The organism is Streptomyces sp. NPDC021212, assembly GCF_044332925.1.
GTDB lineage: Bacteria > Actinomycetota > Actinomycetes > Streptomycetales > Streptomycetaceae > Streptomyces.
The window spans coordinates 1-22,023 of record NZ_JBIRPZ010000005.1 but is presented as its reverse complement, the minus strand read 5'-3'; the positions used below and the strand labels follow the sequence as shown (position 1 = coordinate 22,023).

Annotated in this window: 18 protein-coding genes and 2 rRNA genes; 4 read left to right on the top strand and 16 right to left on the bottom strand. The window is 72.9% G+C overall.

Annotation, left to right across the window (positions count from 1 at the left end; genetic code table 11):
- Positions 1–234: 234 nt before the first annotated feature.
- Positions 235–861, bottom strand: a complete 627-nt coding sequence (locus ACH4SI_RS14740; RefSeq protein WP_398296080.1) for an NUDIX domain-containing protein — start codon at positions 859–861, stop codon at positions 235–237.
- Between the two features lie 91 nt (positions 862–952).
- Positions 953–2,632 (bottom strand): CTP synthase, encoded by a 1,680-nt coding sequence (locus ACH4SI_RS14735; protein WP_398296079.1) that lies wholly within the window; start codon positions 2,630–2,632, stop codon positions 953–955.
- 527 nt (positions 2,633–3,159) lie between these two features.
- Here ACH4SI_RS14735 and ACH4SI_RS14730 point away from each other — a divergent pair.
- The gene (locus ACH4SI_RS14730; protein WP_398296538.1) at positions 3,160–4,962 is read left to right on the top strand and encodes a glycoside hydrolase family 15 protein; all 1,803 of its coding nucleotides are present in this window, start codon (positions 3,160–3,162) and stop codon (positions 4,960–4,962) included.
- A gap of 50 nt (positions 4,963–5,012) precedes the next feature.
- Positions 5,013–6,683: a PucR family transcriptional regulator gene (locus ACH4SI_RS14725; protein ID WP_398296078.1), complete on the top strand. Its 1,671-nt coding sequence runs from the start codon at positions 5,013–5,015 to the stop codon at positions 6,681–6,683.
- 13 nt (positions 6,684–6,696) lie between these two features.
- Here the strand turns inward: ACH4SI_RS14725 and ACH4SI_RS14720 are convergent, their stop codons facing one another.
- The 6 genes from ACH4SI_RS14720 to ACH4SI_RS14695 form a co-directional block, all read right to left on the bottom strand.
- Positions 6,697–7,872 (bottom strand): glycoside hydrolase family 64 protein, encoded by a 1,176-nt coding sequence (locus ACH4SI_RS14720; protein ID WP_398296077.1) that lies wholly within the window; start codon positions 7,870–7,872, stop codon positions 6,697–6,699.
- A gap of 133 nt (positions 7,873–8,005) precedes the next feature.
- The gene (locus ACH4SI_RS14715) at positions 8,006–9,139 is read right to left on the bottom strand and encodes a glycosyltransferase family 4 protein (RefSeq protein WP_398296537.1); all 1,134 of its coding nucleotides are present in this window, start codon (positions 9,137–9,139) and stop codon (positions 8,006–8,008) included.
- Positions 9,140–9,368: 229 nt separating this feature from the next.
- Positions 9,369–11,120 carry a DNA repair protein RecN gene (gene recN, locus ACH4SI_RS14710; RefSeq protein WP_398296076.1) on the bottom strand — a complete coding sequence of 584 codons (1,752 nt, stop codon included), beginning with the start codon at positions 11,118–11,120 and terminating at the stop codon, positions 9,369–9,371.
- Between the two features lie 168 nt (positions 11,121–11,288).
- Positions 11,289–12,215, bottom strand: a complete 927-nt coding sequence (locus ACH4SI_RS14705) for an NAD kinase (protein ID WP_398296536.1) — start codon at positions 12,213–12,215, stop codon at positions 11,289–11,291.
- A gap of 35 nt (positions 12,216–12,250) precedes the next feature.
- The gene (locus ACH4SI_RS14700) at positions 12,251–13,117 is read right to left on the bottom strand and encodes a TlyA family RNA methyltransferase (protein ID WP_398296535.1); all 867 of its coding nucleotides are present in this window, start codon (positions 13,115–13,117) and stop codon (positions 12,251–12,253) included.
- Positions 13,118–13,159: 42 nt separating this feature from the next.
- A complete protein-coding gene (locus ACH4SI_RS14695; RefSeq protein ID WP_398296075.1) occupies positions 13,160–13,522 on the bottom strand; it encodes a hypothetical protein in 363 nt (120 codons plus the stop codon).
- Positions 13,523–13,588: 66 nt separating this feature from the next.
- On the opposite strand from ACH4SI_RS14695, the gene ACH4SI_RS14690 reads away from it, so the two are divergent.
- Positions 13,589–13,936: a sterol-binding protein gene (locus ACH4SI_RS14690; RefSeq protein WP_398296074.1), complete on the top strand. Its 348-nt coding sequence runs from the start codon at positions 13,589–13,591 to the stop codon at positions 13,934–13,936.
- A gap of 35 nt (positions 13,937–13,971) precedes the next feature.
- Here the strand turns inward: ACH4SI_RS14690 and ACH4SI_RS14685 are convergent, their stop codons facing one another.
- The 4 genes from ACH4SI_RS14685 to ACH4SI_RS14670 form a co-directional block, all read right to left on the bottom strand.
- Entirely contained in the window at positions 13,972–14,952 is a 981-nt protein-coding gene (locus ACH4SI_RS14685) for an ABC transporter ATP-binding protein (RefSeq protein WP_398296073.1), read from the bottom strand.
- Positions 14,949–16,010 (bottom strand): FecCD family ABC transporter permease, encoded by a 1,062-nt coding sequence (locus ACH4SI_RS14680; RefSeq protein ID WP_398296072.1) that lies wholly within the window; start codon positions 16,008–16,010, stop codon positions 14,949–14,951. Before ACH4SI_RS14680 ends, ACH4SI_RS14685 begins: the two co-directional genes overlap by 4 nt.
- The gene (locus tag ACH4SI_RS14675; protein ID WP_398296071.1) at positions 16,007–17,068 is read right to left on the bottom strand and encodes a FecCD family ABC transporter permease; all 1,062 of its coding nucleotides are present in this window, start codon (positions 17,066–17,068) and stop codon (positions 16,007–16,009) included. The genes ACH4SI_RS14680 and ACH4SI_RS14675 overlap by 4 nt, the downstream gene beginning before the upstream one ends.
- 132 nt (positions 17,069–17,200) lie before the next feature.
- Positions 17,201–18,232, bottom strand: a complete 1,032-nt coding sequence (locus ACH4SI_RS14670) for an HAD-IIA family hydrolase (protein ID WP_398296534.1) — start codon at positions 18,230–18,232, stop codon at positions 17,201–17,203.
- Between the two features lie 90 nt (positions 18,233–18,322).
- Here ACH4SI_RS14670 and ACH4SI_RS14665 point away from each other — a divergent pair, with 90 nt between their 5' ends.
- Positions 18,323–19,606 (top strand): DUF1015 family protein, encoded by a 1,284-nt coding sequence (locus tag ACH4SI_RS14665; protein ID WP_398296070.1) that lies wholly within the window; start codon positions 18,323–18,325, stop codon positions 19,604–19,606.
- 64 nt (positions 19,607–19,670) lie between these two features.
- Here the strand turns inward: ACH4SI_RS14665 and ACH4SI_RS14660 are convergent, their stop codons facing one another.
- The 4 genes from ACH4SI_RS14660 to ACH4SI_RS14645 all read right to left on the bottom strand — a co-directional run.
- Positions 19,671–20,522: a hypothetical protein gene (locus ACH4SI_RS14660; protein ID WP_398296533.1), complete on the bottom strand. Its 852-nt coding sequence runs from the start codon at positions 20,520–20,522 to the stop codon at positions 19,671–19,673.
- Positions 20,492–21,508 (bottom strand): hypothetical protein, encoded by a 1,017-nt coding sequence (locus tag ACH4SI_RS14655; RefSeq protein ID WP_398296572.1) that lies wholly within the window; start codon positions 21,506–21,508, stop codon positions 20,492–20,494. Before ACH4SI_RS14655 ends, ACH4SI_RS14660 begins: the two co-directional genes overlap by 31 nt.
- A 193-nt stretch (positions 21,509–21,701) precedes the next feature.
- A 5S ribosomal RNA gene (gene rrf, locus ACH4SI_RS14650) occupies positions 21,702–21,818 on the bottom strand.
- 112 nt (positions 21,819–21,930) lie between these two features.
- Positions 21,931–22,023, bottom strand: a 23S ribosomal RNA gene (locus tag ACH4SI_RS14645); the annotation flags it as partial.

Sequence of the window (22,023 nt, the reverse complement as noted above, 5' to 3'; positions counted from 1 at the left end):
CGAGTCGCCGACGGACCGGGCTACGCCGGGGCCACCGGTGGGGAGCCGCTGTACGGCGGGAGGGGCGGGGGCGCAGGGGTGGGGTGCCGGACGCTGCCGTGTATGTGTGGCGCCTATCGCCCGACGTTCACGACACGCTCCACGTCAGCGGCGCCGTAAATATACGGTCCGGGACCCTGCCCCGGAGGCCCCGCACCGGCACCACCCACCAAGGGCGGCACCCCCAACCGGCGGCTACGCCTCGAACGGCCGCGCCGGCCAAGGCGCGTCCGCCGGACGCAACGCGTCCACGCCGTCGCCCGCGAGGGCGGCGTGGAGGGCCAGGACACCCACCGCGAGGCAGGTGTTGTGCAGGTCACCGGCCAGCACACCGCGCACCAGCTCATTCAGCGGCACCCGGGCCAGCTCCATGTCGGCCTCCTCCTCGGAGACCTCGTACCGCTCACCATCGGCCGCCGAGATCTCCCGCGCGAGAAAGACCCGCACGGCCTCGTCGCAGCCACCGGGCGTGGTGTAGACGTCCGTCAGCACGCGCCAGTCCTCGGCCTTGACGTGCGCCTCCTCGTACAGCTCGCGCTGCGCCGCGTGCAGGGGGTTCTCGCCGGGGATGTCGAGGAGTCCGGCCGGGATCTCCCAGAGGCGGTGGCGGACCGGGTGGCGGTACTGGCGCAGCACGATGACGCGGCCGGTGTCGTCGAGGGCCAGGACGGCGACGGAGCCGGGGTGGACCTGATAGTCGCGCCTGACCGTCGTGCCGTCGGGCATGACGACCTCGTCGGTGCGCACGCTCGTCTTGTTGCCGGTGAACGGCGTGGCGGTGGCGACGGTCCGCCACTCCTCAGGGGTGTCCTGGATGCCCATTGCTCTGCCTCAGCGTCCTTTCGGCGTGCGGTTGGCCGGGGGCGGCGGGCCGCCTGGGAAAACGCCCGCGCCCCCGTCCCAACCGTATCGGTCAGGCCCCGGCGGTCGGCCCGTGACCAGCGGTCGGACCAGCGGTCGGACCAGCGGTCTGACGCTCGACCGCCGCCTTCACCAGGCCCGCGAAGAGCGGGTGCGGGCGGGTCGGCCGGGAGCGCAGCTCGGGGTGGGCCTGGGTGCCGACGAGGTAGGGGTGGACCTCGCGCGGGAACTCGACGTACTCGACCAGCTTGTTGTCGGGGGAGGTCCCGGAGAAGACGAGCCCGGCCTTCTTCTCCAGCTCACCGCGGTAGGAGTTGTTGACCTCGTAGCGGTGGCGGTGGCGCTCCTCGACGTACGGCTGGTCGTCGTAGACCTCGCGGACGATCGAGCCCTCGGCGAGCTTGGCCGGGTACATGCCCAGCCGCATGGTGCCGCCCATGTCGCCCTCGCCCGCGACGATGTCCAGCTGCTCGGCCATGGTGGAGATCACCGGGTCGGTGGCGGCCGGTTCGAACTCGGTGGAGTTGGCGCCGGTGATGCCCGCCAGGTTCCGCGCGGCCTCGATGACGATGCACTGGAGGCCGAGACACAAGCCCAGCAGCGGGATCTTGTTCTCGCGGGCGTAGGTGATCGCCCCGACCTTGCCGATGACGCCGCGGTCGCCGAAGCCGCCGGGGATGCAGACCGCGTCGCAGTCGGCGAGCTGCTGCCGGGCGCCGGCGGCCGTCTTGCAGTCGTCGGACGTGACCCACTTGATCTTCACTCGGGCGTTGTTGGCGAAACCGCCCGCGCGCAGCGCCTCGGTGACGGACAGGTAGGCGTCGGGCAGGTCGATGTACTTGCCGACGAGCGCGACCGTGATCTCGTGGTCGGGCTGGTGGACCCTCTTCAGCAGGTCGTCCCACTGGGTCCAGTCCACATCGCGGAAGGGCAGGTCCAGCTTGCGGACGACATAGGCGTCCAGCCCCTCGGAGTGCAGCACCTTGGGGATGTCGTAGATCGACTTGGCATCGATGGCGGCCACCACCGCGGCGTCGTCCACGTCGCACATCAGCGAGATCTTGCGCTTGATGGAGGTGGGGACCTCGCGGTCGGCGCGCAGCACGATGGCGTCCGGCTGGATACCGATGTTGCGCAGGGCTGCGACCGAGTGCTGCGTGGGCTTGGTCTTCAGCTCGCCGGACGGGCCGATGTACGGCAGCAGGGAGATGTGCACCACGAAGACGTTGTCGCGGCCGACCTCGTGGCGGACCTGGCGGACGGCCTCCAGGAAGGGCAGCGACTCGATGTCGCCGACGGTCCCGCCGACCTCGGTGATGACGACGTCCACGTCATCGGTGGCCATGCGCCGGATGCGGTGCTTGATCTCGTTGGTGATGTGCGGAATGACCTGCACGGTGTCGCCCAGGTACTCACCGCGCCGCTCCTTGGCGATCACGCTGGAGTAGACCTGGCCGGTGGTCACGTTGGCGGAGCCGTCGAGGTCGACGTCGAGGAACCGCTCGTAGTGGCCGATGTCCAGATCGGTCTCGGCGCCGTCGTTGGTGACGAACACCTCACCGTGCTGGAACGGGTTCATGGTGCCCGGGTCGACGTTCAGGTACGGGTCGAGCTTCTGCATGGTGACCCGCAGACCCCGCGCCTTGAGGAGCGCACCGAGGCTGGAGGCGGTCAGGCCCTTGCCGAGTGAGGAAGCGACACCCCCGGTGACGAAGAGGTGCTTGGTCGTCATGGGCTTAGCGGCAATGGCCAAAAGGGGGCTCCCGTGGTCGCGTCGTGAGGGGTGCGATCCGGCAGCTGCCCCGCTCTCGCGGGGGTGCCGTCGCTGAGGTTCGGGGGTTTTGTGCCCGCCGCTCCACGGGCTACCAGGGTATCAGTGCCCCGGGGCGGCCGCTGGCGGCCGTCCGCGCGGCAGGGCCCGCCGAACCTCCGCCGCACCGTACGCTGTCATGACAACAACGCGTATCGTCCGCACCTCGCGTCACCTCGCGTATCGCGACAGCCACCGCCTGTACGCGACCGCCCGGCACCGTCGGACGCCCACCCGTGATCCGGCCACCCGATCGGCGGTCGTGACGCGAGCCACGATGTGGAGGGGCTCAACCGGATCACTGTGCTACGTCGTATCCTGCTCGGACGAAACGCTACGAGCCCCGGCACGGCACCACCAGCTCGCCTCCGGAACAAGAGCTCGTCCAATATTTCCGGAGACCGTAAGCACGCCCGCTAGGGGCATACGGCCGTCGAATGGGGAAGCACGTGGCCGGGCGTATCGAGGACTACGCACTCATCGGTGATATGCAGACCGCCGCCCTCGTCTGTAAGGACGGGACGGTGGACTGGCTGTGCCTGCCGCGTTTCGACTCCCATGCCGCCTTCGCCGGTCTGCTGGGCACCGAGGAGCACGGATTCTGGCGGCTGGGCCCCGCCCACCCCGCCGGCGGCGAGCCCCCGGCCGCCGACCGCCGCCGCTACCGGGGCGACTCGCTCGTCCTGGAGTCTGAGTGGGACACCCCGCGCGGCACGGTCCGCGTGATCGACTTCATGCCGCCGCGGGACGGCGCCCCGCAGCTGGTGCGGATCGTCGAGGGGGTCAGCGGCCGGGTGCCGATGCACACCGCGCTGCGGATGCGCTTCTCGTACGGCTGGGTCGTGCCGTGGGTGCACAAGGTGGACTCGCGGACGGTCGCCGTCGCCGGCCCCGACTCGGTGTGGCTGGACACCGAGGTCGACACCTTCGGCAAGGACCTCACCACCTACGCCGACTTCACCGTGGCCCCCGGCGACCGGATCGCCTTCACCATCAGCTGGCAGCCCTCGCACAAGGAGCCGCCCGCCCTGCCCGAGCCGGAGACCGCGCTCGAGGCGACCGAGGACTTCTGGCGGGAGTGGGTCGAGCACTGCACGTACCACGGCCCCTACCGGGACGCGGTCGTCCGCTCGCTGATCACCCTCAAGGCGCTCACCTACGCCCCCACCGGCGGCATCGTCGCGGCGCCCACCACCTCGCTGCCCGAGGAGATCGGCGGCGTACGGAACTGGGACTACCGCTTCACCTGGCTGCGGGACGCCGCGATCACCCTGTCCTCCCTGCTGCGCACCGGCTACCGCGAGGAGGCGCGCGCCTGGCGCGAATGGCTGCTGCGCGCGGTCGCGGGCGACCCGGAGAACCTGCAGATCATGTACGGCATCGCCGGCGAGCGCGAGCTGTCCGAGGCCGAGCTGACCTGGCTGCCGGGCTACGAGAACTCCCAGCCGGTCCGGGTCGGCAACGGCGCGGCCGGCCAGCTCCAGCTGGACGTCTACGGCGAGGTCACCGAGGCCCTGCACCTCGCCCACATGACGGGCCTGGCCCGCAACGACTACGCGAGCGTGCTCCAGCTCAAGCTGATCCAATACCTGGAGGAGCACTGGGACGAGCCCGACGAGGGCATCTGGGAGGTGCGCGGCCCGCGCCGGCACTTCGTGCACTCCAAGGTGATGGCCTGGGTCGCCGTCGACCGCACCGTCAAGCTCATCGAATCGGGCGACGTGGACGGCCCGTTGGACCGCTGGCGGGATCTGCGCGACGAGATCCACCGGGACGTGTGCGAGAAGGGCTACGACGCCGAACGCAACACCTTCACCCAGTCCTACGGCTCCAAGGAGCTGGACGCCTCCCTGCTGCTCATCCCGCAGATGGGCTTCCTGCCGCCCGACGACAAGCGGGTCATCGGCACCATCGAGGCGATCCAGCGCGAGCTGTCCACCTCCGACGGCTTCGTGATGCGCTACCCCACCGCGGGCGAGGACGCGGGCGTGGACGGCCTGGAGGGCGACGAAGGGGCCTTCCTCGCCTGCTCGTTCTGGCTCGCCGACGACCTGGCGATGATCGGCCGCGTGGACGAGGCCCGCAGGCTCTTCGAGAAGCTGCTCGCCCTCCGCAACGACCTGGGCCTGCTGGCCGAGGAGTGGGACCCGCGCCTCCAGCGCCAGGTGGGCAACTTCCCCCAGGCGTTCAGCCACGTCCCCCTGATCGACACCGCCCTCCGCCTGACCGCCTCCGGCGCGTACGGCGGCTGACGCGGGGCCCGTCCCGGGCACCTCCGAGCGGATCGACAGGCCGGAACCGGATGGACACACAAGGCACGATCACCGTGGCGCGGGCGCTGGATCTGCCCGCCCTGCGGCGCGGGCTCCCCGAGGTGGTGACCGGGGGCGACCTGCTGGACCGGCCGGTGCGCTGGGTGCACGCGGGCGAGGCACCGAACATCGCCGCCCTCCTCAAGGGCGGCGAACTGCTGCTGACCACCGGTCTCGGTGTCGGCCCCCGCCCCGCCGAGCAGCGCGCCTTCGTCCGGCGGCTGGCCGAGCGCGGGATCGCGGCGCTGGTGGTGGAGCTGGGGCCGCGGTTCCGTACGCTCCCGGTGGCGGTGGTCGACGCGGCGCGCTCGTGTGGGCTGCCGCTGGTGCAACTGCACCGCGAGGTGCCGTTCGTGGCGGTCACCGAGGAGATCCACACCGAGATCGTCAACGAGCACTACGCCCTGCTGCAGCAGGCCGACATCGTCCACCGGCAGGGCACCGAGGTGCTGCTGCGGGGCGGCGGAGTGCCGGAGATCCTGCGGAACTTCGCGGAGTTCGCGGGCAATCCGGTGTTCCTGGAGACGCCCGACGGCCGCCTGCTGTACGCGGCCGGGACCGCGGGTCCACGTCCCGGGGCCACCGATCCGCTCCAGGCGTGGGAGGGGCTGCGCGCCCGCCACGCGGACCGGCGGCCGCCCGAGCCGCCGGCGGGCAGCGTGCTGGCCGACGTGCCGGGCGGCGGCCGGGGTCCCGGCGCGGTACGGGCCCGGCTGACCGTGCTGCCGGTGGCCGGGCCGCTCGCCCCGGTGCACCGCATCGCCGCCGAGCGGACCGCGGATCTGCTGGCGGTGGTGCTGCTGCGGGCGCGCCAGGAGGAGGAGCTGACGGCGCGCGGCCGGGGCGACTTCCTCACCGATCTCGCGGAGGGGCGCGTCGAACCGTCGGACGCGCCCGAGCAGGCGCGGGTGCTCGGCTTCCGGCCGTCCGGTGACGGCCCGCTGCTGCCGATGGTGATGCGGCTCGCGGCGGATCCGCACCCGCTGAGCGGGAGCGGGGCCGCCGGTGGCGGCGCGGAGAGCTGGGCGGCGCTGGCACACGCGCTGCGGGAGGAGCTGGCGGCGGTGGGCGTGCCGGTGCTGCTGGGCGTACGGCTGCCGGAGGGCCGGGTGCCGCTGCTGGTGGGCCTGCGGACCGCGGCGGACCGCGGCGCGGTGGCGATGCGCGTCGCGGCGGCCCTGCGGGCAGGGGTGGAGCGGGCCTGGCCCGACCGTCCCGCCGGGGCGCATCCGCCCGTGGTGATCGCCGGGCTCGCGGCCGGGTGGGAGGCGGTCGGCGGGGAGCTGCGGCACGCGGCGGAGGCGGCGCACGCGGCGCACGGGCTGACGGACCGGGACTGGTACGACGTGCGCAGCCTGGATGTCGATCTGTTGCTGTGGCGACTGCGTGAGCACGGGGATCTGGCCGCGTTCGTCGACCGGGTGATCGGCCCGCTGCTCGCCCATGACCGTGACGCCCGTCCGCCGCTGGTGCCGACGCTGGAGGTCTATCTGCGGCACGCGGGCCGCAAGGCGGAGACGGCCCGCGCGCTGCACCTCAACCGCCAGACGCTGTACGACCGGCTGGCCCGGATCGCCCGGCTGCTCGGCACCGACCTGGAGGACCCCCAGACGGTGCTCGCCCTGGGGGTGGCCCTCCAGGCCCGCCGCCATGTGCGGTGAGGGACCCTGAGGTCTAGAACGGGGTCAGGGTGAGGGTGATCCCGGTCGGGGCGGTGTCCTGGATGTACGACGCGAAGTCGGCCACGTCGTCGAAGGCGAAGCCGTACGCCTTGCCGTCAGCCGTCGCGGCATGCATCGCCTTGGCGTAGTGGTGGGTGACCCCCTCCCCGTAGAAGGCGGCCGGGTCGGTCGTCGGCTGGGCGGCGGTGTCGTGCAGCGTGGTGCGGTTGAAGCCCGCGCCGAGGATGGCCGCGACCGGCCCCGTCGTACCGTCGTTGGGCGCGGCCAGGGCGCCGTCGCAGAACAGCACGTCCTTCGTGGACGGCTTGGCGAAGGCGACGGAGGCGGGGCCGGTGAACGAGAGCCGGCCGCCGCTGACGCGGCCGGTGAAGGTGCCCGCGTTGGTGGTGACCTTGAGGTCCTTCGATCCGTACGTGTCCCAGACCTGGTCGATGTACGGCGCGAAGTAGTCCTGTGCGAACAGCCCCGCGCCCATGCCGTGGCCGGGGGCGATGACCCGCAGATCGTCCCCGACGATCAGCTTCTTGAAGCCGTCGGCGGCGCGGAGATCGGAGAAGATCCTGGCGCGGGCGCCGTCCTTGAGCGTGCCGGTGCTCTGGTCCTTGGCGCCGGTGAGGCGGATGGCGAGCGGGACGCTGAACATGTCGACCATGGTGGTGTTGCAGAACATGCCCGCGTCGTTGAAGGTGAACTCCGCGCAGTCGTGCATGACCTGGTAGTTCGGGTCGCCGGACACCCAGCCCGCCGGGTACTGGAGCGCGGCCTTGCCCGCCCCGTCCGTCACCACCTTGAACTTGAGCTTGGCGCCCAGGGCGACGTAGATCCGGCCGGACATCCGGGGCAGCGTCAGCTTCGTGTCGCCGTTTCCGGCGAGCGGGATGGCGTAGTCGGCGAAGCCCTCGGGGCCGTTGTCGGCGAGCGCGACGGGGGCGAGTGTGCCGTCGGGGGTGACGCGGACCTGCTGGTCGCCGGCGTTGCCGACGATGTAGAGCCATATCGACCCGTTGCCGAACTGGCCGGTCCTGTTGGCGACCGTGAGGGGAAGCGTTTCGGCGGCGCCCGCCGGGCGCTGTGCCGCGCCGGCGCGGCCACTGGCGAGCGTGAGGCCGGTGCCCGCGGCAGTGGCGGAAGCGGCGATTCCACTCACCAGCGTTCTGCGCGTGATCATGACAATGCACTCCTCGGCGTAGTGGGGGTTGCCGGGACATGACGGGAAAGGCGGTACGAGGGAAGGCGCGCGCCGTCAGAGAGCGCTCTCTCGGTCCACCGCGCAGCACCCTGCCGATCGGCGCCCGGGGGCGTCAACCCCTTGCGCGCATAAAGGTCTGCACCAATTCGTCGTAGACGCTGAGAACATGGGCCACCGTGTCGTCCTCCGTCGGCCACTCCGCGGTCCGCGCCCGCCCCGCCGCGGTCAGCTCCGCGCGGCGCCCGGGGTCGGCCAGCAGCCGCGTCACGGCCTCGGCCAGGGCGCCGGGGTCGCCGTACGGGACGAGTTCGGCGGCCTCCCCGACCAGTTCGGGCACCCCGCCCACCGCCGTGGCGACCAGCGGCACCCCCGCGTGCAGCGCCTCCTGGGCCAGCAGCGACCGCGCCTCCCAGTGGCTGGACAGCACGCAGACGTCGGCGACGTCCAGCAGCTCCGGTACGTCGTCCCGGCGGCCGAGCAGCCGCACCGGGAGCCCTTCGGCGTCGATCCGGCGCTGCAGCGCCGCCCGGTCCGGCCCCTCCCCCGCGATCGCCAGCATCGGCGGCGGGTCCAGGTCGCGCCAGTGGCGCGCCGCGTCCAGCAGCGGGCCGTGGCCCGTGGCGGCGTCCAGACGGCCGACCGCGAGCAGCAGTGCCCGCTCCACCGCGCCCAGTTCCGCGCGCGCCTTCTGGCGGGCGCCGTCGCCCTTCTCGGGCTCGCGGCGCGGCGCGGGCACCGCGACCGGCGCGAGCCGGGCGTCGCGCGCCCCACGGTCGCGGGCCCGGTCCACCAGGTCCGAGGACACACCCAGCACGACCGACGCGGCACGCGCCACCCGCCGCTCCATCAGCCGCACGACGCGGCCCCGCGGCCCCTCGGCGTCCCGCTTGGTGTGCCAGGTGACGACGAGTGGGACGCCCCGGCCGCGCAGCGCGAGCGCGGCCAGCAGACCGGGCCACAGGCCGTGCGCGTGCACCAGCCCCGCGCCGACGGAGGCCGTACGGATCGACGCGATGCTCCCGGCGTCCGTACGGCCGTCGAGCGGTGCGAACCGGGCGCCCGCCTCGGTGAAGCCGTACCCGTGCTCAGCGCTCCAGGGCCCGCAGACGGTCACCCGCAGCCCGCGCGCCACCAGCCCGGCCGACAGCGACCGCACATGCACCCCGCTGCCCGAACTGCCCTCGCCCAGCACCTGGACGGCGTGCAGCGAAGGCTGCCCGTGCGGCGGGACCGGGGTGTTGCTCACGGTACTGCTCACTCGGGCGGAGCTCCTGGGGCGATGTCGGAGGTGCGGTTGCCGCGCTGCGGATACGCTGCGGGTGGTCTGCGCCAAGAATGCCAGCACTCGTGGTGCGCTCGCCGCAACGTTCCCATGCAACGCCTGCCCAGCGCTCGCCCGTACGTCCGTCATACCACTCGTACGGGTGACTTCGGCGGATTCCGCCGGACCGCCGTGGAACCCCGGCGCACCGCGGTCAGCGGCCCGCGCGGGCCGCCTCCAGCAGTTCCTCGGCATGGGCCCGGGCCAGCTCCGAGTCATCCTGACCCGCCAGCATCCGGGACAGCTCCCGGACCCGGTCCTCGCCCTCCATGGCCTTCACGCCGCTGCGCGTCACCGCACCGTCGTTCGTCTTCTCCACCACCAGGTGCCGGTCCGCGAAGGCGGCGACCTGCGGCAGGTGGGTGACGACCACCACCTGGGCGGAGCGGGCGAGCTTGGCCAGCCGGCGGCCGACCTCGACCGCGGCCTTGCCGCCGACCCCGGCGTCCACCTCGTCGAAGAGATAGGTCGGTACGGGGTCGGCGCCCGCGAAGACGACCTCGACCGCGAGCATCACCCGGGACAGCTCACCGCCCGAGGCGCCCTTGGCGATGGGGCGCGGCGGCGCGCCGGGGTGGGGGGCGAGCAGCAGCTCGACCTCGTCGGCACCGTGCGGACCGTACGCAACCGCCCGCCCGCCGACCTCGACCCCGGACGCCTCGTCCGCGGCCTCGGTCTGCCGGATGGCGAACGTCACCCGGGCGTGCGGCATCGCGAGGGAGGCCAGCTCCTCGGTGACGGCCTCGGCGAAGCGCGCCGCGGCCTCCGTACGGGCGTCGGTGAGCGCCTGGGCCAGCGCGCCCAGGTCGGCGCGGAGCGCGTCGCGTTCGGCGGTCAGCTCGCCGATGCGGTCGTCGTCGCCGTCCAGTTCGGCGAGCCGGGCGGCGCCCTGCTCGGCCCAGGCCAGCACGTCGCTGATGTTCTCGCCGTACTTGCGGGTCAGCTGGGCCAGCGCGGCGCGGCGCTCCTCGACGGCGGCCAGCCGCAGCGGGTCGGCGTCCAGGTCGTCGGCGTACCCGGCCAGTTCACCGGCCACGTCGGACAGCAGGATGCCCACCTCGCCGATGCGGTCGGCGAGCCCGGCGAGGGCGGGGTCGTGGGAACGGACCGCCTCCAGGGCGCGGTGCGCGCCGCCGACGAGGGTGGCGGCGTCCACCCCCTCGGGGTCCTCCGGATTGCCCGCGAGGGCGGTGTGCGCGAGGGCGGCGGCGGACGCCAGGGCCTCGGCATGGCCCAGCCGCTCGGCCTCGGCGGCGAGTTCGTCGTCCTCGCCCGCCCGCGGCTCGGCGGCGGCGACCTCCTCCAGGCCGAAGCGGAGCAGGTCGGCCTCCTGCTCCCGCTCGCGCGCCCGGGTGGTCAGCTCGTCCAGTTCGGCGGCGACGGCGCGCAGCCGCCGGTAGGCGCCCGCGTACTTCTCCAGCGGCCCGGCGACGGCGGCGCCCGCGTACCGGTCCAGCGCCTGGCGCTGCCGGGCGGGCCGCATCAGGCCCTGCTGGTCGGTCTGCCCGTGCACGGCCACCAGGTCGTCGGCCAGCTCCCCGAGCAACCCCACCGGCACGGACCGGCCGCCCACATGGGCGCGGGACCGGCCCTCGGCGGAGAGGGTACGGCTGATCAGCAGCGCCCCGTCGTCGAGTTCGGCGCCCGCCTCCTCGACCCGTAGGGCGACGGCCGAGCGGGCGTCGACCGTGATCCGGCCCTCGACGACCGCCGCTCTGGCGCCGATCCGCACCAGGGCGGCGTCGGCGCGGCCGCCGAGCAGCAGCCCGAGACTGGTGACGACCATGGTCTTGCCCGCGCCGGTCTCGCCGGTTACCGCGGTGAAGCCGGGTGACAGCTCGACCACGGCATCGTCGATGACACCCAGCGCACGTATCCGCATCTCCTCCAGCACGTGCAAGACCATACGAGGTTTACCGGCCACCTCGCGACGGCCGCCCCCGGGGACACCCCCTCCCTCACCCAGGGTGAACGCGGGATCGCCCGGTCACCTGCCGCTCACCGGGACCGGGGGGACGGGACGTACCCCCCGAAAGGGTTTCCCCATGCCGCCGCCGCGAGCTGGTGCCGGGGGCTAGTGCGGCGCCCCGCGCCAGCCCGCCACCGGCAGCGCGAACTTCGCCACCAGCCGGTCGGTGAACGACGCGTGGTGCAGCCGGGCCAGCCGGACCGGCACCGCTCCCCTGCGCACCTCCACCCGGGCCCCGGCGGGCAGTTCCACGGTGCGCCGCCCGTCGCACCACAGCACCCCGTGCGGGGTCTGCGGCTGCACCTCGACCGCGAGCACCGACTCCGGCGTCGTCACCAGCGGCTTCGCGAACAGGGCGTGCGCGCTGATCGGAACCATCAGCAGCGCCTCGACCTCGGGCCACACCACCGGGCCGCCGGCCGAGAAGGCGTAGGCCGTCGAGCCGGTCGGGGTCGCGCACACCACGCCGTCGCCGCCGAAGCGGGAGACCGGCCGGCCGTCGACCTCGGTGACGACCTCCAGCAGCCGCTCGCGCGCCGCCTTCTCGACCGACGCCTCGTTCAGCGCCCAGTCGGTGTGCACGATGTGCCCGTCGTTGCGGACGAGTACATCGATGGTCATGCGCTCCTCGACCTCGTACTGACGGCTCACCACCCGGTCCACGACCTTGTCCAGGTCGTCCCGCTCGGCCTCGGCCAGGAAGCCGACCCGGCCCAGGTTGACGCCGAGCATGGGCACGCCGGAGATGCGCGAGAACTCCGCGCCGCGCAGCAGCGTCCCGTCCCCTCCGAGCACGATCAGCAGTTCACAGCCGTCGAGCACGTCACGGTCGGCGTCGACCAGCTCGACCTCGGGCGGCAGCGGCAGGTCCGCGGCCTCCGCGGCGAGCACCCGCACGCCGATACCGCTGCGCACCAGCCCCTGGACGACGAGTTCGGCGCTGCGAATGGCCGCCGGGCGGCCGGTGTGCGCAAGCAGGAAGACGGTCCGGTCGGATGTCGCCTCGGGCGTCGGTCTGACCCCCGCCTCCACCGCCGACTCCGCCTTCGCCGCTGCTTCTGAAGTGGTCAACTGGGCCCCTCCGCCACTGCACGGTCAACATCGTCCGGGTCCAGTGCCGGCGCCCCGGCGCGCATCCACAAAAAGTACTCGACATTCCCCGACGGCCCCGGAAGCGGGCTGGCGGTCACGCCGAGTACACCCAGCCCCAGGTCCGACGCCTGATGAGCCACCGTCCGCACCGCCTCGGCACGCAGCTCCGCGCTGCGGACGACTCCACCGCTGCCGAGCCGCTCCTTGCCGACCTCGAACTGTGGCTTGACCATCAGCACCAGATCGGCGTCGGGAGCGGTGCAGCGCACCAGGGCGGGCAGCACCAGCCCGAGCGGGATGAAGGACAGATCCCCGACCACAAGGTCCACGGGCTCGCCCCCCATCTGCTCCGGCGTCAGCTCGCGTACGTTCGTACGGTCCAGGACCTTCACGCGTTCATCACTTTGCAAAGACCATGCAAGTTGCCCATAACCGACGTCAGCGGCGACGACGTGGGCGGCGCCCGCGCGCAGCAGGACGTCGGTGAAACCGCCGGTGGAGGCGCCCGCGTCCAGCGCCCGCCGGCCGGCGACGGTCAGCCCGGAGCCGGAGACCGGGGTGGGTTCGGTGGTGCGCCCCGCGCCCTCGCGGTACTCGGCGCTGAAGGCGTACAGCGCGCCCGCGAGCTTGTGGCCGCCGCGCGAGACGTAGTCCGGATCGCTGTCGTCCTCGATCACGACGACCGCGGCACTGGTCTCGACCTGCGTCGCGGCCTTGGTCGCGGTGGCCCCGCCGACGGTCACGCGGCCCGCCGCGATCAGCTGGCCGGCGTGCTCGCGCGAGCGGGCCAGCTTGCGGCGCACCAGCTCCGCGTCGAGTCGTACGCGTCGTGGGCGGGTCACTGCCACGGGTGGTTCAGCTCCTGGGGTCGAGGCGGATCGTTCTCACGGGGAGGGGGCGGGCGGGGCCGGGGGTCCTGGCCGCCGGTCGAGTGCCGTCAGCGTGTCGCGCAGGCCCCGGTGGACATCCTCGTACACCCCCAGATGACCGCTCACCGGGAGGTCGTCCACATCGGCCAGCCGGTCGAGCCGGGCGTCGACGTCGGGGACGCCGGTGGGCGTACGGTCCACACCCAGCGGAGCCGGATCGGCGGGCCCGGACGGCGCCGCGGCGGGGGTCTCCTCGGGTGCCTCCCGGCGTGCCTGCCCGGGGGCCTGCTCAGGCATCACGGAAGCCCCGGAGGCCGCGTCGGCAGGCCCCGGGCCCGGCTCTGGCCCGGGCCGTCCGCCCGGCATCGGCTCACTCATGCACCCGACGCTACCGCGAAGCGCACGTTCTCCGACGGGGCACGACCTGCGGTACCGTCGTCCGCGATGGCCACCTTGGAACAGTGCCGCGACGCACTCGACAAACTGGCGGAGAACCTCGCGGGCGCGAACGGCGACCTCCGCAGCGCCGCCGCGCTCGATCGCTCCGTGAGCTGCTGGATCACCGACCTCGACACGACCTTCATGGGCCGTCTCGCGGACAGCCGCATCGAGGACGTGACGACCGCGCCCGGCCCCCCGGCGGAGCGCGCCCAGATCCGGCTGGCGATGTCCGGCGACGATCTGGTGGCCCTGGTCGACGGCGAGCTGCACTTCGCCCGCGCCTGGGGCAGCGGCCGGGTCAAACTGGAGGCCGGGCTGCGCGACCTGCTGCGGCTCCGGAAGCTGCTCTAGCCGCCCGTAACCCCAGGTAACCCCCGGTTCTCGGCTCAGGACTCCGTCGCCGCCGCGGCCAGAGGAGCGTCCGCCGCGGCCTTACGGGACTGGCGGGCGGCCGGTATGACCAGCGGCGTCCCCGTCTCCGGGTCGTCGATGACCTGGCACCGCAGCCCGAAGACCCGTTCCACCAGCTCCGCCGTGACGACATCCCCCGGCGCCCCCTCGGCGACGACCTCCCCGCCCCGCATCGCGATCAGGTGCGTGGCGTAGCGGGCGGCGTGGTTCAGGTCGTGCAGCACCGCGACGAGGGTGCGGCCCTGCTCCTCGTGGAGCTGGGCGCACAGGTCGAGGACGTCGATCTGGTGCTGGATGTCCAGGTACGTGGTGGGCTCGTCCAGGAGCAGCAGCGGGGTCTGCTGGGCGATGGCCATGGCGATCCACACCCGCTGGCGCTGCCCGCCGGACAGTTCGTCGACATAGCGATCCCCCAGCTCCGCCACGCCGGTCGCCGCCATCGACTCCCGGACGATCCGCTCGTCCGTCTCCGACCACTGCCGCAGCAGCCCCTGGTGCGGGTAGCGGCCGCGGGCGACGAGGTCGGCGACGGTGATCCCGTCCGGGGCGATGGAGGACTGCGGCAGCAGGCCGAGGGTGCGGGCGACCTTCTTGGCGGGCAGCGAACCGATCGACTCGCCGTCCAGCAGCACCGACCCCGCCGCCGGCTTGAGCATCCGCGAGAGGGCGCGCAACAGGGTGGACTTGCCGCAGGCGTTGGGACCGACGATCACCGTGAAGGAGTGGTCGGGGATGGTGACCGACAGGTCCTCGGCGACGGTGCGCCGGTCGTACGCGAGGGTCAGCCCCTCGGCGGTGAGCCGCTGCCGGTCGGTCGTCCTGCTGGTGCTGGTGCTGGTGCTGGAAGCCACGGTCTGCCCGGTGTCCTTTTCGCTGTAGCCCTTGTAGCCCTTGTAGCCCTGATCGCCCTTGTCGCTCATGCCGCGTTCGGCGTCGGTCCGCATGCGTTCCGTCATATCCGCCCCGCCTTGCGCTCGGTGACCAGCAGCCACAGCAGATACGCCCCGCCCAGCATCCCGGTCAGCGCCCCGACCGGCAGCTGGTCGGCGCCGAAGGCCCGCTGTGCGGACCAGTCGGCGGTGACCAGCAGGGCCGCGCCCATCCAGGCCGAGGGGAGCAGGTTGGGGCCGGCGGAACGGGTGAGCCTGCGGGCCAGTTGCGGCGCGACGAGGGCCACGAACGCGACGGGCCCGGCGGCGGCCGTGGCGGAGGCGGTCAGCAGGACGCCCGCGAACATGAGCACCAGCCGGGTCCGTTCGACCCGCACCCCGAGGGCGTACGCGCTGTCGTCGCCCATCTCCAGCATCCGCAGGCCCCGCGCCTGCCCGAGGACCACGGGCAGGAGGACGGCGCACACGCAGGCCAGCGGCCAGACCTGGGTCCAGTCGCGCCCGTTGAGCGAGCCGGTCAGCCACACCACCGCGCGGGTGGCGTCGGGGAGGTCGGCCTTGGTGAGCAGATAGCCGTTGACGGCGGCGAGCATCGCGGTGGCGCCGATGCCGACCAGCACCAGCCGGTAGCCGTGGACGCCCCGCCTCCAGGCCAGTGCGTAGACCCCGAACCCGGTCAGCAGCCCGCCGCCGATGGCGCCGAGGGCGACCTCGGTCGGGTCACCCTGGAAGAGGACGATCACGGCGAGCGCCCCGGCCGCCGAGCCCTGCCCGAAGCCGATCACGTCCGGACTGCCCAGCGGATTGCGGGAGATGGACTGGAAGACCGCCCCGGCCAGCCCGAGGGCCGCGCCGACGAGCAGCCCGACCAGGACGCGCGGCAGCCGCAGGTCGTGGACGATGAAGTCCTGGGCCACGGTGCCGTTCCCGGCCAGGGTGCGAAGCACGTCGGCGGGGCCCATGGGGAAGTCGCCGGTGCCGATCAGGACCACGCTCATCGCCAGCGCCACGGCGAGCAGCAGCAGCCCCACCACGGCGGCGCGGACGTCCAGGCGCAGCGAGAGGCCGCCGGTGCGCAGCGTGACTCCGCTCGCGCTGGGCGTGGTGCGCTTGCTCGCGTTCACAGTTGGGCCATCCTTCGGCGGCGTACGAGGTAGAGGAAGACGGGCCCGCCGACGAGCGAGGTGACGACGCCGACCTGGAGTTCGGCGGGCCGGGCGACGAGCCGCCCGATCACGTCGGAGCCCAGCAGCAGGACGGGCGACAGCACGGCGGCGTACGGCAGTGTCCAGCGCAGATCGGGTCCGGTGAGCGCCCGGACCAGGTGCGGAACCATCAGCCCCACGAAGGCGATCGGCCCGCAGGCGGCCGTCGCGGCCCCGCACAGCAGGGTGACGGCCAGCATCGACATCGCCCGGGTGCGGCCCAGGTCGGTGCCGAGGGCGCGTGCCGTGTCGTCGCCGAGCGCCACCGCGTTCAGCGAACGGCCGAGCACCAGCGTCAGCACCGCACCGACCAGGAGGAACGGGGCCACCTGCCGGACCACGGTCATGTTGGCGGAGGCGAGCGAACCCACCGTCCAGAAGCGCATCTTGTCCAGCGCCGCGCTGTCCAGCAGCTGTACGGCGTTGATGTAGCCGTAGAGCGCCGCGTACACGGCCGTACCGGCGAGCGCGAGCCGCACCGGGGTGGCGCTCCGGGTGCCGCCGAGCACGTACACCAGCACCGAGGCGACGGCGGTGCCGAGGAAGGCGAACCACACATAGCCGGTCAGGGAGGTGACGCCGAGAAAGCTGATCGCCGAGACGACGGAGGCGGACGCGCCCGCGTTCAGCCCCAGCAGCCCGGGGTCGGCGAGCGGGTTGCGGGTGAGGGCCTGGATGACCGCGCCCGCGAGCCCGAGGCCGAGGCCCACGAGCAGCCCGAGGAGGGTGCGCGGCAGCCGTACGTCCTTGATCACCACATCGGTGTCGCTGCCGGTGTAGTGGAACAGCCCGTGCCAGACGTCCCCCAGCGCGATCGGTTTGGCGCCGATCGCGATGCTGGCGGCCGCGACGGCCGCCAGCGCGCAGAGGGAGACGACGAGCCCGGCCACTCGACGCGCGGTGTGGCGGCGGGGTGGCGGGGCCGCCGTATCGGTCGCCGTCTCGGGTCCGGCTTTCGCCGGACTGACCAGGGTCACGCGGAACTCCACCTCACAGCACGGCCGATCAAGACTTAGGTTAGGTTACCCTAAGCCGTGCGTGCGACACCCTGGCGGGTCCCCGCCCCGGCCATGCCTGACGGCCACATCACCCCAGGCCCGGGCGTCCGTTCACAGCCCCAGCCGCGCCAATGCCTTCCCCGCGTCCGCGCCGCTCACACCCTCCCCCGCCTCGCTCCAGGCCGCCGCGCACAGCGCCCGCAGCCCGTCCAGCGGCTCATCGCCGTCGCCCTCCAGCAGCAGCACGCCGTCGCCCGCCCGCGCGGTCCAACCGCCGCACCGGAAGCCCCCGTCGGCCGGCTCGACCACCGGCTGGGGCGTCAGCAGCCCCCGCAGGTCGCGGTCCACATAGGCCGGCCGGTGCTTCGGCTCCGCGGCCAGCAGCTGCGCCGGGGTCGTCACCCCGGTCAGCACGAGGAGCGAGTCGACGCCGCCCGCGTACGCCCCCTCGATGTCGGTGTCCAGCCGGTCCCCCACGACCAGCGGCCGCCGGGCCCCGGTCCGCAGGATCGTCTCGCGGTGCATCGGCGGCAGCGGCTTCCCCGCGACCTGCGGTTCCTGGCCCGTCACGATCCGTACGACCTCCACGGCCGCGCCGTTGCCCGGCGCGATCCCGCGGCCGCTCGGAATCGTCAGATCCGTGTTGGACGCGTACCACGGCACCCCGCGCGCCACCGCGTAGCCCGCCTCCATCAGTCGCGCCCACGGCATGTCAGGGCCGCCGTACCCCTGGACCACCGCCGCCGGGTCGTCATCTGCTGACTCCACCGGCAGCAACCCGCGCTCGCGCAGCGCCACCCGCAGCCCCTCCCCGCCGATCACCAGCACCCGCGCGCCCTGCGGCAGCTGCTCGGAGATCAGCCGGGCGACCGCCTGCGCCGAGGTGATCACGTCATCGGCCCCGGCGGGCACGCCGAGCCGGGTCAGATGCTCGGCGACGGTCTGCGGTGTGCGCAGCGCGTTGTTGGTCACATACGCCAGCCGCATCCCGCCGTCCCGCGCGGTGACGAGCGACTCCACGGCGTACGCGATGGCCTCGCCGTCCGCGTACACCACCCCGTCGAGGTCCAGCAGCGCGGTGTCGTACGCCTCGTTCAGCGACCGCTGACTGCCGTCGGGCGCGATCCGGACGGTCTGGTTCACGGTCTGGTTCATGGGGGGACACTCTCCTCGCAGATCCATGCGTTCTCCCCCGATCATGGCGCATCGCCGACCGGGGCATAACATTCTCTAATGAGCACTTCAGGGCCTGGCGGGCAAGGTCTCCAGCTCACCCCCTTCCGGGGGCTGCGCTACGTCGCGGAACAGGTCGGCAGTCTCGCCGCCGTCACCTCACCGCCCTACGACGTGGTCGTACGCCCCGACGGTCTGCGCGAACTCGAGACCGCCGATCCTCACAACATCGTCCGTCTCATCCTCCCGCAGGCCGGTACCCCCGCCGACCGCCACCGGCAGGCAGCGGACACACTGCGCCGCTGGCAGGCCGACGGCATCCTCGCGCCCGACCCCGAACCGGCCCTGTACGTCTACGAACAGCGCGACAGCCACATCCTCCAGCGCGGGCTGATCGGCGCCCTGCGGCTGAGTCCGCGCGAGGAGGGCGTCGTCCTCCCGCACGAGGAGGTCATGCCGCACATCGTCGAGGACCGCGCCGACCTGATGCGCGCCACCGCCGCCAACCTCGAACCCCTGCTGCTCGCCTACCGCGGCAACGGGAACGGCGGCGCCGCACAGGTGATCGAACGCACCATCCGGGACGAGCCCTTGCTCTCCACCACCACCGAAGACGGCTTCGACCACCATCTGTGGCGGGTCACCGACCCGGCCGACCTGGTCGCGATCGCCGCCGATCTGCGCAACCACCAGGCCCTCATCGCCGACGGCCACCACCGCTGGTCCACCTATCTGCGGCTGCGCGAGGAGCAGACCCAGCCGGGCCCCTGGGACTTCGGCCTCGTCCTCCTCGTGGACACCGCCCGCTACCCGCTCCGGGTCCGGGCCATCCACCGGCTGCTGCGCCACCTCCCGGTGGCCGACGCGCTGGCCACGGCGCGCACCGCCTTCCGGGTACGGATGGTCGACGGCCCGCTGCCGCGCGCCCTGGAGGCCCTGGCGGAGGCGGCCACCGCGCCGGACGGGCGGAACGCCTTCCTGCTCGCGGGCGACGGCGGTTTCCACCTGCTCGACCAGCCCGACCCGGGGCTGTTGGCCCGTACGGTCCCCGAGGGACGGCCGGAGGCCTGGCGGGCGCTGGACGCGACCGTCCTGCACGCGCTGCTCCTGGACCATCTCTGGCAGGTCCCGGACAGCGCCGAGCACATCGCCTACATCCACGACACGGAAGCGGCCGTCGACCAGGCGGAGCGGCACGGCGGCACGGCGGTGCTCATGCATCCGGTGCGCGAGGAGGTCGTCCACGAGCTGGCGCGGCAGGGCGTCGCCATGCCGCGCAAGTCGACGTCGTTCGGCCCGAAGCCCGCCACCGGGCTGGTGCTGCGCAGCCTGACCCTGGGCTGAGTGGAAAAAGCAAAGAGGGCGGAGCCCCGGCCGGGGGTGGTGGCCGGGGTTCCGCCCTCAGGCATCAGCCGCGGTCGCTGTCCGCAGCGGTGTCCGCAGTGTCCTCGGCGTCGTCCTGCGGGGCGTCGGCCTGCGTGGCGTCGTCCTCGGCGGTCTCGGCGATCTCCGCAGTCTCAGGAGCCTCGTCGGCCTCAGGGGTTTCCACGGCCTCCTCGACATCCTCATCGGCGTCGAGCGCGTCCACGAACTCGACACCGTCCAGCTCCGCGAGCCGGTCGGAGGCGTCCGTGGTGCCGCCCTGGTCCGCCTCCAGAGCCTTCGCGAACCACTCCCGCGCCTCGCCCTCACGGCCGACGGCCAGCAGCGCGTCCGCGTAGGCGTACCGCAGGCGGGCAGTCCACGGCTGGACGGAGTGCGAGGCCAGCTCGGGGCTCTGCAGGGTGACGACGGCGGCGTCGGCCTGGCCCATGTCGCGCCGGGCGCCGGCGGCCACCAGACGCATCTCGACCTGCCCGGCCCGGTCCAGCTTCTGCACCTCGGGCTCACCGGCCATGGTCAGCGCCCGCTCGGGACGGCCCATGCCGCGCTCGCAGTCGGCCATCACCGGCCACAGGTCGTTGTTGCCGGTCATACGGCGCGCGGCACGGAACTCCGCCAGCGCCTCCGAGTACTTCGCGACGGCGTACGACGCGAACCCTGCCGCCTCACGGACGGCGGCGACGCGGGAAGCCAGCCGCAGCGCGACGCGCGAATACTGATACGCCCGCTCGGGCTCCTCGTCGAGCAGCTTGGCGACCATGACCAGGTTCTTGGCGACATCCTCGGCAAGGGTCTTCGGCAGGCTCAACAGCTCCTGCCGTACGTCCTTGTCGATCTCCTCACCGGTCACGTCCTCCGGGATCGGCAGCCGCTTGATCGGCTCGCGGTCGCGGTCCCGGCCGCGCTCGTCGCGGTCGCGACGGCCGTAGCCACCGGACCGGTCGTCGCGGCGCTGGTAGCCGCCGCCACCCGAGCGGTCGTCACGCCCCCGGCCCTGACCACCGCCGCCGCCGTACGGACGCCGAGGCCCACGGTCGTCCCGCCCGCCGCGGAAGCCCCCGTCGCGGTCATCACGCCGCGGCCCACGCGGCCGGTCGTCGCGACGGTCATCACGGCGATCGTCACGGCGGAACCCACCACGGTCATCACGCCGATCATCACGGCGATCGTCACGGCGGAACCCACCACGATCGTCACGTCGGTCGTCCCGACGGAATCCGCCGCGGTCATCACGCCGATCATCCCGACGGTCATCGCGGCGGAAACCACCACGGTCATCCCGGCGGTCGTCACGACGGTCGTCACGACGGAACCCACCACGATCATCGCGGCGGTCGTCACGGCGGTACGAGGGCCGGTCATCCCGTCGATCGAAGCCACCGCGCGGCCGGTCACCGCGATCGTCACGGCGCCCGAAGCCACCCGGACGTCCCCCACGGTCATCGTCGCGACGCGGCCCACGGGGCCGATCATCGCGCCGGTCGTCACGACGCTCGTCACGGCGATCGTCACGGCGGAACCCACCACGGTCATCACGCCGATCATCGCGGCGGTCGTCCCGGCGGTCGTCCCGGCGGAATCCACCACGGTCGTCCCGGCGGTCGTCCCGCCGATCGTCACGACGGAATCCACCCTGACCACCCTGACGGAAGCCACCATCGCGATCGTCACGACGCGGGCCACGCGGGCGATCGTCGCGCCGGTCGTCACGACGCTCGTACCCACCGCCCGGTCGACCGCCCCGGTCGTCACGGCGGCCGTAGCCACCGCCGGGGCGTCCACCGCGGTCGTCGTCGCGACGCGGCCCACGGGGCCGGTCGTCACGACGGTCATCCCGCCGGTCGTCGCGGCGGAAACCGCCACGATCACGGTCGTCGCGGCGCGGTCCGGAATCGCGGAAGTCCCTCCGGTCGCCGCCGTCCCGGCGCCGCGGCTCGCGATCCCCCCGGTCGTCGGAAGAGTTGGTGGACATCTACGTGACTCCTGTCTTCTGGCCAAAACAAAAAGGACCCCTGGTCCCAGCATGAACGCTGGGACCAGGGGTCCTCCAAAGATTGTTCGGCGGCGTCCTACTCTCCCACAGGGTCCCCCCTGCAGTACCATCGGCGCTGAAAGGCTTAGCTTCCGGGTTCGAAATGTAACCGGGCGTTTCCCTAACGCAATGGCCACCGAAACCCTATCGGGTTCTAGCGAACAAGCACACTCTTCAATTAAGTAAAGTGGAACTTTGATTCACCGGTGCGACTGTTCGCAACCCGGGAACCACACAGTGGACGCGAGCATCTGAGGACAAGCCCTCGGCCTATTAGTACCAGTCAACTCCACCGGTCACCCGGCTTCCATATCTGGCCTATCAACCCAGTCGTCTACTGGGAGCC

Coding starts and splice junctions, on each gene's coding strand:
- ACH4SI_RS14665 (WP_398296070.1), top strand. CDS start 18,323: ATGAGCACTTCAGGGCCTGGCGGGCAAGGTCTCCAGCTCACCCCCTTC.
- ACH4SI_RS14690 (WP_398296074.1), top strand. CDS start 13,589: ATGGCCACCTTGGAACAGTGCCGCGACGCACTCGACAAACTGGCGGAG.
- ACH4SI_RS14740 (WP_398296080.1), bottom strand. CDS start 861: ATGGGCATCCAGGACACCCCTGAGGAGTGGCGGACCGTCGCCACCGCC.
- ACH4SI_RS14725 (WP_398296078.1), top strand. CDS start 5,013: ATGGACACACAAGGCACGATCACCGTGGCGCGGGCGCTGGATCTGCCC.
- ACH4SI_RS14720 (WP_398296077.1), bottom strand. CDS start 7,872: ATGATCACGCGCAGAACGCTGGTGAGTGGAATCGCCGCTTCCGCCACT.
- ACH4SI_RS14735 (WP_398296079.1), bottom strand. CDS start 2,632: ATGACGACCAAGCACCTCTTCGTCACCGGGGGTGTCGCTTCCTCACTC.
- recN (WP_398296076.1), bottom strand. CDS start 11,120: ATGGTCTTGCACGTGCTGGAGGAGATGCGGATACGTGCGCTGGGTGTC.
- ACH4SI_RS14695 (WP_398296075.1), bottom strand. CDS start 13,522: ATGAGTGAGCCGATGCCGGGCGGACGGCCCGGGCCAGAGCCGGGCCCG.
- ACH4SI_RS14685 (WP_398296073.1), bottom strand. CDS start 14,952: ATGACGGAACGCATGCGGACCGACGCCGAACGCGGCATGAGCGACAAG.